This window comes from Bradyrhizobium sp. MOS003, from assembly GCF_003020125.1.
Taxonomy (GTDB): domain Bacteria; phylum Pseudomonadota; class Alphaproteobacteria; order Rhizobiales; family Xanthobacteraceae; genus Bradyrhizobium.
In genome coordinates this window covers 231806-245753 of sequence record NZ_PYFW01000003.1, presented here as the reverse complement: position 1 = coordinate 245753, position 13948 = coordinate 231806, and the positions used below count along the sequence as shown (strand labels likewise).

Here is a 13948-nt window from a genome sequence, read left to right as displayed (position 1 = left end):
CGACGAAGCAATCCAGAATGGTTTCACGGAGACGGGCTGGATTGCTTCGCTGCGCTCGCAATGACGGTGGGGTTGGCATCGTACACTTCTCAATGACACTTGAAATAATCAAAGGGTTCGCGACAGGACTTGCAGCGCCACAGCGCCTTGCAGGAGGTCGAGCCGAATTCGGACAGCAGCTCGGTGTTCTCGGAGCCGCATTGCGGGCAGGCGACGACCTGCTCGCCGAACAGTGCGCGGCGCGAGCTTGATGCTTGCGGCGGCGCGATGCCGTAGGCGCGCAGCTTTTGCCGCCCCTCATCGCTCATCCAGTCGGTGGTCCAGGCCGGCGACAGCACAGTGCGCACCTTTGAGCCACGGAATCCGGCGCGCTCCAGCGCGACCTCGATCTCCAGCGCGATCATGTTCATCGCCGGGCATCCCGAATAGGTCGGCGTGATCGCGACCTCGACATGATCACCGTCGACCGCGACCTCGCGCAGCACGCCGAGGTCGGCGATGGTCAGCACCGGAATTTCGGGATCGACCACGCTCGCCGCGGCGTCCCAGGCGCGCCGGCGCAACTCACTGTCGCGGTCGAGCACGCTCACCATGTCAGGCCCGGAAAGGTGCGCTGCATCGATTGCAGCTCGGACAGGAGATGGCCAAGATGTTCGCTGTGCCGGCCCGCGCGGCCACCTTGCTGCATCCAGTCATTCTGCGGCAGGACCAGCGTGGCTTCGCTGGCGACATCGGAAAGCGTCTGCAACCAGCGACCACGCAAGGTGCCGGGATCGATCGCGATACCCGCATGGATCAGCGCGCGCTCGCCGTCATCGACGGCAAACATCTCGCCGGTGAAAGCCCAGAGGTGATCGATCGCGGCTTGCGCGCGGGCATGACTCTCATCGGTACCGTCGCCGAGCCGGATGAGCCACTCCGAAGCGTGGCGCACATGATAGGCGCTCTCCTTCTCCGACTTGGCGGCAACGGCCGCAAGCGTCGTATCGCGCGAATTCATCATCGCGCGCCAGTAGAGATCCGCGAAAGCCGAATAGAAGAACTGCCGCACCAGCGTCTGGGCAAAATCGCCGTTCGGCTGCTCGACCAGCAACAGGTTGCGGTATTGCCTGACGTCGCGCAGATAAGCGAGCTTGTCCTCGTCGTTGTCCCTCCCCTCGACCTTGCTCGCATAGGTATAGAGCTCGCGCGCCTGGCCGATCAGGTCGAGTGCGATGTTGGAGAGGGCCATGTCCTCTTCCAGCATCGGCGCATGCCCGCACCATTCCGACAGCCGGTGGCCGAGGATCAGCGCATCGTCGGCACGGCGCAGCGCGTAGAGCACCAGCGGCGTTTCGGAGACCTGGATATTGGCCATCGCCATCACATATGCCCCACTTCCTCGGGCACCTCGTAAAAGGTCGGATGCCGGTAGATCTTCGATTCCGCCGGCTCGAACATCATGCCCTTCTCAGCAGGATCGCTGGCGGTGATCGCGCTCGACGGCACGACCCAGATCGACAGGCCCTCGCCGCGGCGGGTGTAGATGTCGCGGGCGGCCTGCAAGGCCATGGTGGCGTCACTGGCATGCAGGGACCCCACATGCTTGTGTGCGAGCCCGTTGCGACTGCGAATGAAGACTTCCCACAGCGGCGTATTCGGCGTGGCCATGTCGATCTCCCTATTCCGCTGCTTGTGCAGTCTGGCGATGCGCGCGCTTCGCCGCATGGGCGGCGGCGGCTTCGCGTACCCAAGCGCCGTCCTCGTGCGCCTTGCGGCGCGCGGCCATGCGGTCGCGATTGCAGGGGCCATTACCGGCAAGCACCTGCTTGAATTCGGTCCAGTCGATCTCGCTGTAGCGACAGTGCCCGTCGGCGTCCTGAGTCATCCCGGGATCGGGAATGGTGAGGCCGAGATATTGCGCTTGCGGCACCGTGGCATCGACGAACTTCTGGCGCAGCTCGTCGTTTGAAAAGCGTTTGATCTTCCACTTCGTCGAGGTGTCGCTGTGCTGGCTTGTGGCATCGGGCGGGCCGAACATCATCAGCACCGGCCACCACCATCGGTTCAGCGAATCCTGCGCCATCGCCTTCTGCTCGTCCGAGCCGCGGCACAGCGTCAGCATGATCTCGTAGCCCTGACGCTGGTGGAACGATTCCTCCTTGCATACCCGGATCATCGCGCGGGCATAGGGGCCGTAGGAGCAGCGGCACAGCGGGATCTGGTTCATGATCGCGGCACCGTCGACCAGCCACCCGATGGTGCCGATGTCGGCCCAGGTCAGCGTCGGATAGTTGAAGATCGAGGAATACTTGGCTTTGCCCGCGAGCATGGCATCGACCAGCTCTTCGCGCGAGGTGCCGAGCGTCTCGGCGGCGGCGTAGAGATAGAGCCCGTGGCCGCACTCGTCCTGCACCTTGGCGAGAAGCGCGGCCTTGCGGCGCAGGGTCGGCGCACGAGTGATCCAATTGCCCTCCGGCAGCATGCCGACGATCTCGGAATGGGCGTGCTGGGAGATCTGGCGGGTGAGCGTCTTGCGATAGGCCGCCGGCATCCAGTCGTTCGGCTCGATGCGTTCCTCGGCATCGATCCGGGCCTGGAATTGCGCAGCCTTTGCCGCGTCCTCAAGACCGCGATCATCGGTCTCGGCCGTATTCAGCGCCTGGGTATACATGCGCGTCCTCCCTTTTATTGGGAGACAATATATAACAAGAATTTAGTCATGCAAGATATTTCTGTAACATGAAAATCAGCCGCCGAACCTCCTTTCCAGGAGCTTTCGCGCAGGTGGCAATGGCCCCGTCTCGTTGGTTCCATGTCCATCAAGCCATTGTTCGGAGGAAGAAAGCAGCGCGCGATAGACTTCGCCGCACAGCTCCCTTGCCGCCCTGCCCGGCCAGTTCGTTGGGAGCAGGCTTTCGGGCAACAGCGGATCGCGCAGCACGACGCGGCGGTAGTGGTGGATCAAGAGGATGCGTGCGGTGAAGGCCTCGGCCTCGGACAGCTCCGTTCCACGCGCAAGGGCGGCACGCAGCGGCTCGAACGTCTTCATGAATTTCAGATAGGCATCCCCGGTGCGATCCAGCGGCCAGCTCGCACTGAGCAGACGACGGCCGCTGTCGTCTTCAGCCGAGACCTCGAGGCGGATCGCGCCTGCGGCTTCATCCGGCACCGGCACGCCCGACGGCGCGACCCACACGCCCGGCAGCGGACTGCCGAAGCCGGCATTGCGGAGCGCTTCGCGTGAAGCGTCGCGATCCTCCCCGTTGCCGATCAGCAGCAGCTCGAAGCGCCCGGTCCAATCGGATGGTGGCGGATCGTAGATGTGGCGCGTCGCAGCCTCAAACGTCTGGCGCCCCTTGTCGGCCAGGCAATAGAAGCTGTTGCGGCCGACCTTTTCACGGGTGAGCCAGCCGTCGGCGGCAAGGCGCGACATCGCGGTGCGCACCACGCCGGCATCGATGTCCAGACTCTCGAAGAATTCCAGCAGCGTACCGAGCCACACCGAACCGCCGCGCGGCACGATGGCGTCGCCGAACACGGTGATCACGATGGAGCCGGTGCGTGACGGCTCGCGCTTGAGCTGATCGATGATGCGGGAGAGCGGATGCGCCATTCGCGAGGCATAGCGCGTTTGGTGCGGCTGCGACAATGGACGGATGCGACGACGCCTCTTCTCTCCGTTTGCAGGCGAGGAAAGGCGAAGCGGCTACCGATGCGGATCGGGATACGCCAGGCTGCGCCAGCCGCTGCGGTCGAAGGGGCGCCACTGGCCTTCCTTCTGCGCAAGGCGGTCGGCGACCGCATAGACCACGGCCGGATGGTGCCCCATGCCGCAATGGCTGCTCTCGACCTCGATGCTCTCGGTCTGCGCGCCCGTCTTCTCCATGCAGCCCTGCCAGGCGCAGACGCCGTCGGTGCGGCTGAAGATGGCCGTGGTGGGTACGGGCGGCGGAGCGGCGAGCTCGCCGCCGAACTCGGGATCGACCTCGTCGGACTTCTGCCCGCTCGCCCATTCATAGACGCGCCAGGCATTAGTCGAACGGGGATTGCCGGCAAAAGGACTGCCGAGCGTGATCACCTGACGCACGCGCTCGGGCATCATCTTGGCGAGCTGACGTGCATAAAGGCCACCGAGGCTCCAGCCGACCAGGCTGATCTTGCGGCCATGGGTGTCGTTGAGCTCCTGGACCAGATCGATCATCGCGTGCTGCACACCGTCACGCAGGCCGTAATTGCGGCCCTGGCGCCAGCCGCTCACCGCGTAGCCTTTGCTGCCCAGGAACGTGCGTAGCGCGCCCGTGGAGGCGTCCGAGGCCACGAGGCCCGGCAGCACGAGCACCGGATGCCCGTCGCCACGCGGCGCTAGACTCAGCAGCGGCAGTGCGCCGAGGAACGCGCCGAACTCGTGGATCGCACGCCCTTCCAGAAACATCAGAGTTTTGGACGGCGCACGCAGCGTCTGGGCAGTAGCGGTCATCACTGTTTCCCTGAGCAGGGCCGGTCGAGAGCCGGCAAAAATGGGGATGAACTTCCAACACGCCGGCTTCTGGATCGTTCCGCAGCGCAACATGAATCAGCAGGCGGCAGGTTCCCTACATTCAAGCGGGAGAGTCGCAGGGCGACAATAGGCCCCCACGTTAATGCTAACGGCCGTGACGCAAAAGTCACAGCAATCGAAGCAGGAATTCTACGGAGTAGAGCGCGAGCCCGGCAAGGCCGCCGATCAGCGAGCCGTTGAAGCGGATGTATTGCAGGTCACGCCCGATGTTAATTTCGATCAGCGAAATCAACTGCGCCATGTCCCACGCCTTGACCTGGTCGGAGATGAATATCGAAACGCCGCTCTTCTGATCGGCGACGAAGCTGCGCAGCACCGTGACCAGCCCCTTGTTGATCTCGCCGCGCAGCTCGGCATCCCCGGCGAGGGCTTCACCGGCAGCTACGAACATTCCGGCGAGATGATGCTGAAGCACCTGCGTCTCGCCGCTCGCGCTGCGCTCGATGAAAGAGCGCGTGTTGGCCCAAACGGTGCGAGCGAGATCGGCGAGCTCCGGCCGCGCCAGCAGATCGCGCTTCAGCCCGTCGATCCGGTCGATATAGGCCTGGTCGGTGCCGAGCCGGTCGACGAAGCTCAGCACCATGCGGTCGAACTCGCCGCGGAACGGATGCTTGGGATCGCTGCGCACCTCGTTGAAGAAAGCGGTGGCGGACGCCACGATCTTGTTCACCAGAAACTTGTCTGCGCGATAAAGCCTGAGCAGTGTCGGCAATTCCGCGCGCACCTTCTCGCGGATCATCCCCATCGTCTCTGTCTGGTTCAGCGTCTCGTGCATCACCCGCAGGAGATCGTCGAACAGAATCTGGTGGCGCCCTTCCGCCACGAAGCCGCGCAGCGTGCCGGCCGCAAGCGGTGCCAAGTCGATCGCCTGCAGTTGCGAAGACATGCGGCGAATGATGAAGGTCATCAGGCCCGAGCTCTCGGTCGCCGAAACGGCTTCCGGCAACAAACGGAGCGCGAAGCGCGCCAGATCATCGCTACGCTTGCGATCGCGCAGCCAGTCGGCGACGAAGGAGCCGAAATCGATCTCCTTCAGCTTGGCCTCGACGGGATCTGCCGAGAGGAAATGCACCTGGATGAATTCGCCGAGTTTGTCGGCGATGCGGGCCTGGTTGCTCTGGATGATCGCGGTATGCGGGATTGGCAGGCCGAGCGGCCGCTTGAACAGCGCGACCACGGCATACCAGTCGGCGAGGCCGCCGATGGTCGCCGCTTCCGCGAAGGCGGCGATGAAGCCGAACAGGGGATGCACGGGAAGCAGCAACTTCGCGACGACGAACAGGGCAAGCGTCGAAGCCAGCACCAGCGTCGCCAGCGCCTTGACGCGGCGCAGTTCGGCGGCGCGTTCGGCATCGCCGGGGGTGTCGAAGGAGTAGGTGGCAGATGAGTTCATGACTGCATCACAGTACTCCGTCATTGCGAGCGAAGCGAAGCAATCCAGAGTCTTTCCACGGAGAGACTCTGGATTGCTTCGTCGCAAAGGGCTCCTCGCAATGACGGCTGCGGCGGCGCAAAAACAAAAGGCCCGCCGAAGCGGGCCTCAAATTCAGTTTCTGCTCGAGTGCCTTATCAGGCGGTCTTGGTGTAGACCTTGGCAAAATTGTCCTGAGCGGACTTGGCACTGTTGGCCGCGAGCTGGCCGACATAGTCGGCGGTCGCCTTGGCGCGCGAGACGAACACTTCACCGCGGGAGCGGAGCAGGCTCGACTGGATCTCGACGGCCTCGCTGAACGACTTGGCGGACGCAAGCTTGTCGATGCCGGCGAAGAACGCCTGGGCGTCGTCATAGAGCGCCTGCTGGATGTTGCGGCTGATCTTGCCGGCCTCGGTGACGGATTCGGTCACAACGTTCTCGACGGCGGCGGTCACGCGCTCTGAGCCAGCGAACACCTCGGCAGCACGATCCTTGGCAGTGTTAGCGGACTTCTTGACGAACTCGCGGGCAGCCTCCGGAACTTCCAGGTTCTGGATGTTCTTGAAAGCGTCCTTGAAGCCCTCGAAAGCGGTGTTGGTTTCAGTGGTCATGGGGTTCTCTCCATCCTCATTTGCTTTGAGCTATGGGCTCACCCCGTCCGTGTCGGCCCGGGGCACTTCCTATATGGCATAGTTAATGGTGCGATGCAACATTTGTATTGCATCGCAGTATCACGATTCCGTGAACAGCCTTAATCGGAGGCAACATGGCGCCTCGCTGATCGCCTAGTCGGTCCGAACCTAGTGCTGGACGGCGCCAGGCAGCCCGTAGGCCTCCATCTGGGCCTGGACCTGCGCAATGTTGTGGCCGAGCACGACAATGTCGTGGGTCTTGCCGTCGACGTCCCGGACGTGGTCCCGCAGCAATGCTTCCGCCTTGAAACCGAGGCTCTGGAAAACGGCGATCGCGGCCTGCTGGTCGACCGTCATCTGGACCGAGAGTTTCTCCAGGCCTGCGCCGAGCGCGAGCGCGAAGGTCTCCTGCGATAGCGCCCGCCCCACCCCCTTCCCGCGAACGTCGAGCGAAACCACCATGCGGATCTCGCCGACATGGGGCGACCACGAGTGCGGATCGCGCACCAGCGTGCCGCAGCCGACGACCTTACCGTCTCTGACCGCAAGCAGGCTCGTGATCGCGCCCCGCTCGATCTCCTTGACCCAGGCCGACAGCACCTTCGGCTCGCTGATATTGCGCGGAAGAAACAACAAATCGTGGGTCGGCAGTCCTTTGCCGAAGGCGAGCACCGCGGCTTCGTCCGCGGGCGACATCAGGCGAATCTCGATATCGCCGGCGTCGGTCTTGACGTGACGCGGATAGGAACGCTGCTCGCTCATGTCGATCTCTTTCCCAGCCAGGAGTCTAGTTTCGGCCACAGCCGCTTCACGGCGTTGGCGCCAGCGACGAGCGAGACGTGACCGCCCTTCAGCATCACCTCCTCCTTGTCCGCAGATCCAATCTTCGCGATCAGGTGCTTGGCGGCCTCATACGGCACGATGTGATCGTGCTCGGCGACCGCGTGCAGGAACGGCACCTTGATATCTTGAAGCTTGGCGGCGCGGCCGCCGACCGACATGGTGTCGTTGAACAGCTTGTTGTCCCACATCAGGTCTTTGGTGATGGTGCGAAAATACTCGCCGGCCAGCGGCAGCGTGTCGGTCGCCCAACGGTCGAACATGCGGTAGGACTTGACGAACTCGTCGTTCCAGATGTTCTCCCAGAGCTGAAGTTGGCTGACGGTGCGCGAGGCCGGACGCAGCATCTCGAACGAGGACAGGATCATCTCCGGCGGCACGTTGCCGACACTGTCGACGAGGCGGTCGACGTCAAAATAGCGACGGTCGGAGAAATTCGAGAACAGCTTCATCTCGCGGAAGTCGATCGGCGTGGTGAAGCAGATCAGATTCTTCATCGGCCCGTCCTTGTGGATCGCGCCATAGAGCAGCGACAGCACGCCGCCGAAGCAATAGCCGATCACGGAGACGTCCTGCTCGCCGGAATCGGCTTGCACCCGGCGAACGCAATCCGGGATGAAGTCGAGGACGTAGTCCTCCATCCGCAGGCTCTTCTCCTCCGGCCGTGGCGCGCTCCAGTCGAGCATATAGACGTCGTAGCCGCGCTTGAGCAGGAACTCGATGAAGCTTTGGCCGGGCACGAGGTCGAGGATGTAGCCGCGGTTGGTGGTGGCCATCACGATCAGCACCGGCACGCGATAGATCTCGTCCGACATCGGCCGATAGTGATAGAGACTCATGGTGCCGCGTGAATGCAGCACATCCTTCGGCGTCGAACCCAGCGACGGGCCCGAGGTCGAGAAATATTCAACGCCCTTGATGCTGCGCTGGATCGCGCGCTGAACCTCGCTCTGGATGCGCTCCGGGATGGATGCGAAATCGAGTCCCGTCGGCGCGTTCACGTCTGGTCTCCATCGGAGGGCGGACGCCTGGTGCGTGGCGGCCGCGGGACCGCGTCCACGCCTTGCGGGCTCCCGGAACCCGCCGCCATCCGGCTGAGCATGGACTTGATCTCGCCGATCTGGGCTTCGACCGACTGCAGCCGTTCCGCAAGACCCGTGACCTGCTCCCGGCTCGGCAAGTTCATCGTGACCAGATACTTCTCCATGAGCTCGCCGAGCTGCTTCTGAGCACCTGCAGCAACGCCGCCGGCCCGGTTCACGACTTGCGAAAACTCGGGCGAGGACATGGTCTGGTTGGCAAAGGAGTTGAACCCCTTTTCCATCTCGCCCATCATCTTCTGCCACATGGCGACCGGGTCGTTGGTCTTGTCGGTCATCGGCTTCCTCCAGATGTCGAGAGCTTCGATGCCCCTGTTTTTCGCCATACCACACCGTTGCGCGGTGCCGGTCAACCGGCAAGCGGCGGCTCGCTATCGCGCACACGGCTTCTTCGCGACCGGAAACCGTGCGATACACAATCGAGCAAAAGCCAAGGGAAAGCGCCCGTGAACGCCCATCAGCCGCCTCAGACTGTCCGCGCCAACGGCATCGACATCTGCTACGAGATTTTCGGGAACGACAATGCGGAACCGCTGCTGCTGATCATGGGGCTCGGGGCGCAGATGATCCATTGGGACGATGCGTTCTGCGAGCAGGTTGCCGCGCGCGGCTTCCGCGTGATCCGTTTCGACAATCGCGACATCGGCAAGTCGAGCCATCTGACGGGCGGCAAGCGGTTGACTCCGCTCGAGCTGCTGAAGCTGCGCTTCCTCAGGATTCCCGTCGCCGCAACTTACAAGCTGATCGACATGGCGAAAGATACGGTCGGGCTGATGGATGCGCTCGGCATCAGGTCGGCGCATCTGGTCGGGGCGTCCATGGGCGGCATGATCGCGCAGGAGGTCACGTTGTCGTTTCCGCACCGTGTGCGCTCACTGACATCGATCATGTCGACCACGGGCAATCCGCGCGTGCCGCCGCCGACGCGCGAGGCCGCCGCAATGCTGATGGCGCCGCCACCGCGCAGCAAGGAGGAGTTCATCGTCCGCTACGGCCAGACCTGGAAAGTGTTGCGCGCCGGATATTTTCCGGAAGAGGAAGCGCTCGACCCTGAACGCGCCGAGCGCGTGTTCGCGCGCGGGCTCAATCCGGCCGGCGTCGGCCGCCAGCTCCGCGCCGTGCTCGCCTCCGGCAGCCGCAAGGAGCGGCTGCACGCCGTGCAGACGCCGACACTCGTCATTCACGGCACCGTCGATCCGCTGGTGCGGCCGGAGGGCGGCAAGGACACGGCGGCGTCAATTCCGAACGCAAAACTGCTGATGATCGACGGCATGGGCCACGCCCTGCCGATGCGCTTCTGGCCGGAGATCATCGGCGCCATCGACAAGCACGCGCATGGTGCGGCGGCGCAGGCGGCTTAAGCTTTTTTTGCGATCCAGATCACGTGACGCGCGCCGCCACCCCTGCCGGTGGCGCGGACGGCGACTTCATTGACGTTGAAGCCGACGCGGCCAAGGCGCTTGGTGAAGGCAGGATTGGGTCCCGACGACCAGACGGCGAGCACCCCGCCCGGCCGCAGCGCCATCTTCGCCGCGCCCAGCCCGCTCGCGCTGTAGAGCGCATCATTGCCCTTCCGGGTCAGCCCCTCCGGCCCGTTGTCGACGTCGAGGAGAATGGCGTCGAAGGCCGAGCTCTTGGCACGGATGACTTCGCCGACATCGATCTCGCGGATGCTGACCCTGGCATCATCGAGGCTATCGCCGAAGACCGCCGCCATCGGGCCTCGCGCCCAGGCGACCACCGCGGGCACGAGCTCAGAAACCACGATCTTCGCCTTGGGCCCGAGCACGGTCAGCGCCGCACGCAGCGTAAAGCCCATGCCGAGGCCGCCGATCAGGACGACGGGCTTTGCGACTTTCTCGATCTGCTTCGCCGCGAGCGTTGCGAGTGCAGCCTCCGAGCCTGACAGGCGGTTGTTCATCAGCTCGTTGGTGCCGAGCTTGATGGAGAACTCCTTGCCCCGCTGCATCAAGCGAAGCTCTTCGTCGGAGCCGGGGATTCTGGCGGTGTCGATTTTTTTCCAGGGAATCATGGAAGACGTTTAGCATGAATACTTCGTAGCCCGGGTGAGCGAAGCGAACTCCGGGACCGCTCGTGCCACGAGATCCCGGAAGTCGCCTTGCTCATCCGGGCTAAGAGACATCTTCGCCTATCCGCCCGCCCAGACGTCGAGCACATAGCGGTTCGTCGTGCCCATCTCCTCGATCCAGCGCGCACTGGCTGCCGCATCGCCGCCGCTCTTCTCGCGATGGATCGCGACCAGTGCCGCCTTCACGTCAGGCTCCATCCTGCCGCCGTCGCCGCAGACATAGACGATTGCGCCTTGCTCGATCAGCGGCCAGACCTTGTCCTTCTGCGCGGCAAGCACGTGCTGCACATAGGTCTTCGGACCGTCCGCGCGCGAGAAAGCCGTGAACAGCTCGGTGATGCCCCCCGCCGCCAGCGCCTTCAGTTCGTCCGCATAGAGAAAATCCTGGTCGGGATGGCGGCAACCGAAGAACAGAATCGCGGGACCGAGGGTGGCGCCCTTCGCCTTGCGCGCAGCGCGCTCCTGGAGGAAGCCGCGGAACGGCGCAAGTCCGGTGCCCGGGCCGATCATGATGATGGGCACAGACGAATCGTCGGGCAGACGGAAGCCGGCCTTGGTCTCGCGTACGGTGGCAAAGATCGCATCGCCGGCGCGCCGGTTGGCGAGATAGCTCGAGCAGATGCCTTTGTAGGTGCCGCGCCCCGAGGCGGCCGGACCTTCGACCACGCCGACCGTGATGCTGCAACGCGCTGGATCGACCGACGGCGAGGACGAGATCGAGTAATAGCGCGGCGCCAGCAGCGAGAGCATTTCCAGATAGACATGGAACGGCAGTTCGCAGGCGGGATGTTCGAGCAGCAGGTCGAACACCGATTTGCGCCTAGCCAGGATTTCGTTGCGGTAACGCTCGAGCGGCTCAACCTCCTCGCCGACGAAGGCCAGCAGCTTCGGCTTGGTGACGGGACAGCGGGTGTGCTCCGCCATGATCTGGATCTGCTTACGCGTCGCGACTTGCTGCAGTTCGACGAACTCGCTGAGCAGGCGGCCGACTGACACGGCATCCCCCACCGGCAGCTGTGCCCGGCGGCCCTCGGCAACCTGCAGCCTGATCTGGTCGGCCGGCAGGAACCCGAAGCGGCGGGCGACCGAGTCGACCAGCGTCGGATCGTTGCGGGGGACGACGCTGAGGTGATCGCCGACTCGGTAGCTGACGTTGGACGGCAGCTGCACCTCGATATGGCGCGTCGAGCGCTCCGACGGATTGGGCCCAGCCTTGTTCTGGAGTTCGTCGTTGGCGAGCACCTTCATTGTGACGGCAGCGCCCTGGGCCACGATGGTGTTGACAGCGGTCGCCGCCACCGGCTCGATCGCATAGAGCGGGTCATCCTCGGCGGTACGGGTGAAATTCCAGTCGATGCCGAATTCCTTGGTCGCGACCTGCGCGGCCGCCGGGAACCATTTCTGGAACTGGCCGTCGAGATCGCTGCGCGCGTCGCCCTCGCCGCGCGGGTAGACCGCGCGCGCGCCATGCGCCGACAATTGCTCGTCGATGAGGCGCGGCACCGATTGATAGGTCGCAGCCCAGTCGCTGTTGCCGCAGCCGAACACGGCGTAGCGCACGCCGGCAAAGGCGTCCTTCGGCAAGTCGCTGCCGAGCCATTTGACGAACTGCGTCGCGTTGTCGGGCGGCGCGCCGTTGTAGGAGGCGCAAATGATCAGCACGCCGCCCTCCCGCGGCAACTTGCCGACGTAATCGTCGAGCGGCCCGAGATGCACGGCAAAGCCGTTGATCTCGGCGAGATCGGCCATGCGCGTCGCAAGTTCTTCCGCCGTGCCGAGATTGGAGCCGTACAGCACCAGCATCGGCGTGTCGTGGCCGGGCCGCGCCGTCGGCTGGCGCGGCGCCTTCGGCGCTGAGCTGGATGCCGCAATCGGCCCGCCATAAGCTCCGCGCTCGCGATCGGCGCGCGGACGGACCTTGATCTTGAAGCCTTCCGGCTTCATCGTCAGAGTTTCCTTCAAATGCATCTGGTAGCGCTGATGGTCGATCAGCTTGAAGCGCTGCAGGATCATGCCAAGCGCCAGTGCCGCCTCGTGCATGGCAAAGCCACGGCCGATGCAGGCGCGCTGGCCGTTGCCGAACGGCTTCCAGGCATTGACCGGCCGCTTGGCTTCCGCCTCGCGGCTGAAATTCTCGGGATCGAACGCATCCGGATTGGGCCCCCAGACGCTGGGATCCCGATGCAGCGCCGTCACCAGGATGGTGGTGAAAGTCCCCTTCCGGAGCTTGTACTTGCCGCCACCGAGCGTCTCGTCGTTCAGCGGCGAGATGCCGTAGGCCGGCGCCGGCGGCCAGAGCCGCAGCGCCTCCTTCAGAATCTGCGTGATGTAGGTGAGCTGCGTCACCTGCTGGTAGGTCGGCTTGGCGTTGACATCGGGGCCGAAGACACGATCGACCTCGTCATAGGCCTTTTTGAGGATCTCCGGATGCTTGAGCAGCGCATAGAGCGTGTAGGACAATAGCCCACTGGTGGTCTCGTGGCCCGCGATCAGGAAGGTGTTGATCTGGTAGCGGATGTTGACGTCGTCGAGCTGCTCGCCGGTCGAGCGGTCGACGCCGGTCATCATCGCCGCCAGCATGTCCTTCTTGTCGTCGATCGCATCTACGCTCTTGCGGCGCTCGGCGATGATCTCGTCGACCATCTTGTTCATGAAGGCAACGTCCTCGACGAGGGTCTTGCGCCGCTTCTGCATCCAGATCTGCTCGAACGGCAGACCGCGCGTCATCATGATGGTTTCGAGCGAGCGCACCAGCGACTCGACGTAGGGGTGATAGTCGCTCCGGTAGAAGGAGTTGAAGCGGTAATCGAAGCCGCACAGGCCGATCGTATCCAGCGTCAGCGCCGTCATGTCATGGACGACGTCGATCTCGTCGTCGGCGTTGAGCCGCTCCCATTTCTGGACGAGCTGCTCGGCGATATCGACCATGCTCGGATGATAAGACTGCATGGCGCGGTTGCCGAACGGCTGCAGCAGGATGTTGTGCGCCTTGCTCCAGTTCGGCTCGCGGGTATCGGCCGTGAACAGGCCGTCGCCGCCGACCGCGCGCACCCGCCGCAGCGCGCCGCGCACCGTCTTGTCGAAGCGCTTCTCGTCGGAGAGCTCGTCGACCAGATCGTGTCCGGAGACGACGACGATCGGCGAGCCCATCATGTCGAGCCAGAAGATCGGACCGAGCTCCTTGGCGAGCCGCGTCAAATGCTGCACGGGGGCAGCCGAATCCAGCGACAACATGTTGCCAACCACCGGCTTGGTCGGCGGATGCGGGATCGGGTCCAGACGGTTCTTGGATGACATCGAAATGTAGTCCCCTGCCTCAATGTCGTCATTGCG

14 protein-coding genes are annotated in these 13948 nt (G+C 63.9%); 1 reads left to right on the top strand and 13 read right to left on the bottom strand.

Annotation, left to right across the window (positions count from 1 at the left end):
• Positions 1–89: 89 nt before the first annotated feature.
• The 11 genes from paaD to C7G42_RS16030 all read right to left on the bottom strand — a co-directional run bounded on the left by paaD (position 90) and on the right by C7G42_RS16030 (position 8804).
• Positions 90–593, bottom strand: a complete 504-nt coding sequence (gene paaD / locus C7G42_RS16080; RefSeq protein ID WP_106949944.1) for a 1,2-phenylacetyl-CoA epoxidase subunit PaaD — start codon at positions 591–593, stop codon at positions 90–92.
• Positions 587–1363, bottom strand: a complete 777-nt coding sequence (gene paaC, locus C7G42_RS16075) for a 1,2-phenylacetyl-CoA epoxidase subunit PaaC (protein WP_199580939.1) — start codon at positions 1361–1363, stop codon at positions 587–589. Before paaC ends, paaD begins: the two co-directional genes overlap by 7 nt.
• Complete coding sequence (gene paaB / locus C7G42_RS16070) at positions 1363–1650, bottom strand: 1,2-phenylacetyl-CoA epoxidase subunit PaaB (protein WP_015687593.1); 288 nt, start codon at positions 1648–1650, stop codon at positions 1363–1365. Before paaB ends, paaC begins: the two co-directional genes overlap by 1 nt.
• Positions 1651–1660: 10 nt before the next feature.
• Positions 1661–2653, bottom strand: coding sequence for a 1,2-phenylacetyl-CoA epoxidase subunit PaaA (gene paaA, locus C7G42_RS16065; protein WP_106949942.1), 993 nt, complete (start codon positions 2651–2653; stop codon positions 1661–1663).
• 75 nt (positions 2654–2728) lie between these two features.
• On the bottom strand, positions 2729–3595 hold the full coding sequence (gene paaX / locus C7G42_RS16060; RefSeq protein WP_106949941.1) for a phenylacetic acid degradation operon negative regulatory protein PaaX: 867 nt from the start codon (positions 3593–3595) through the stop codon (positions 2729–2731).
• A 93-nt stretch (positions 3596–3688) separates the two neighbouring features.
• On the bottom strand, positions 3689–4459 hold the full coding sequence (locus C7G42_RS16055) for an esterase/lipase family protein (RefSeq protein ID WP_199580938.1): 771 nt from the start codon (positions 4457–4459) through the stop codon (positions 3689–3691).
• A 187-nt stretch (positions 4460–4646) separates the two neighbouring features.
• Positions 4647–5933, bottom strand: coding sequence for a DUF445 domain-containing protein (locus C7G42_RS16050; RefSeq protein WP_106949939.1), 1287 nt, complete (start codon positions 5931–5933; stop codon positions 4647–4649).
• A gap of 176 nt (positions 5934–6109) precedes the next feature.
• Complete coding sequence (locus C7G42_RS16045; protein WP_106949938.1) at positions 6110–6565, bottom strand: phasin; 456 nt, start codon at positions 6563–6565, stop codon at positions 6110–6112.
• A 189-nt stretch (positions 6566–6754) separates the two neighbouring features.
• Positions 6755–7348: a GNAT family N-acetyltransferase gene (locus C7G42_RS16040; RefSeq protein ID WP_199580937.1), complete on the bottom strand. Its 594-nt coding sequence runs from the start codon at positions 7346–7348 to the stop codon at positions 6755–6757.
• The gene (locus C7G42_RS16035; protein WP_106949936.1) at positions 7345–8427 is read right to left on the bottom strand and encodes a PHA/PHB synthase family protein; all 1083 of its coding nucleotides are present in this window, start codon (positions 8425–8427) and stop codon (positions 7345–7347) included. Before C7G42_RS16035 ends, C7G42_RS16040 begins: the two co-directional genes overlap by 4 nt.
• Positions 8424–8804, bottom strand: coding sequence for a hypothetical protein (locus C7G42_RS16030; RefSeq protein ID WP_106950442.1), 381 nt, complete (start codon positions 8802–8804; stop codon positions 8424–8426). Before C7G42_RS16030 ends, C7G42_RS16035 begins: the two co-directional genes overlap by 4 nt.
• Before the next feature lie 168 nt (positions 8805–8972).
• On the opposite strand from C7G42_RS16030, the gene C7G42_RS16025 reads away from it, so the two are divergent.
• The gene (locus C7G42_RS16025) at positions 8973–9887 is read left to right on the top strand and encodes an alpha/beta fold hydrolase (protein WP_106949935.1); all 915 of its coding nucleotides are present in this window, start codon (positions 8973–8975) and stop codon (positions 9885–9887) included.
• Here C7G42_RS16025 and C7G42_RS16020 read toward each other — a convergent pair.
• Positions 9884–10558 carry a spermidine synthase gene (locus C7G42_RS16020; protein WP_106949934.1) on the bottom strand — a complete coding sequence of 225 codons (675 nt, stop codon included), beginning with the start codon at positions 10556–10558 and terminating at the stop codon, positions 9884–9886. The two genes, C7G42_RS16025 and C7G42_RS16020, sit on opposite strands and share 4 nt — an antisense overlap.
• A 117-nt stretch (positions 10559–10675) precedes the next feature.
• Complete coding sequence (locus C7G42_RS16015; RefSeq protein WP_106949933.1) at positions 10676–13912, bottom strand: bifunctional cytochrome P450/NADPH--P450 reductase; 3237 nt, start codon at positions 13910–13912, stop codon at positions 10676–10678.
• Positions 13913–13948: the final 36 nt, after the last annotated feature.

Coding starts and splice junctions, on each gene's coding strand:
- paaD (WP_106949944.1), bottom strand. CDS start 593: ATGGTGAGCGTGCTCGACCGCGACAGTGAGTTGCGCCGGCGCGCCTGG.
- paaC (WP_199580939.1), bottom strand. CDS start 1,363: ATGGCGATGGCCAATATCCAGGTCTCCGAAACGCCGCTGGTGCTCTAC.
- paaB (WP_015687593.1), bottom strand. CDS start 1,650: ATGGCCACGCCGAATACGCCGCTGTGGGAAGTCTTCATTCGCAGTCGC.
- paaA (WP_106949942.1), bottom strand. CDS start 2,653: ATGTATACCCAGGCGCTGAATACGGCCGAGACCGATGATCGCGGTCTT.
- paaX (WP_106949941.1), bottom strand. CDS start 3,595: ATGGCGCATCCGCTCTCCCGCATCATCGATCAGCTCAAGCGCGAGCCG.
- C7G42_RS16055 (WP_199580938.1), bottom strand. CDS start 4,459: ATGACCGCTACTGCCCAGACGCTGCGTGCGCCGTCCAAAACTCTGATG.
- C7G42_RS16050 (WP_106949939.1), bottom strand. CDS start 5,933: ATGAACTCATCTGCCACCTACTCCTTCGACACCCCCGGCGATGCCGAA.
- C7G42_RS16045 (WP_106949938.1), bottom strand. CDS start 6,565: ATGACCACTGAAACCAACACCGCTTTCGAGGGCTTCAAGGACGCTTTC.
- C7G42_RS16040 (WP_199580937.1), bottom strand. CDS start 7,348: ATGAGCGAGCAGCGTTCCTATCCGCGTCACGTCAAGACCGACGCCGGC.
- C7G42_RS16030 (WP_106950442.1), bottom strand. CDS start 8,804: ATGACCGACAAGACCAACGACCCGGTCGCCATGTGGCAGAAGATGATG.
- C7G42_RS16020 (WP_106949934.1), bottom strand. CDS start 10,558: ATGATTCCCTGGAAAAAAATCGACACCGCCAGAATCCCCGGCTCCGAC.
- C7G42_RS16015 (WP_106949933.1), bottom strand. CDS start 13,912: ATGTCATCCAAGAACCGTCTGGACCCGATCCCGCATCCGCCGACCAAG.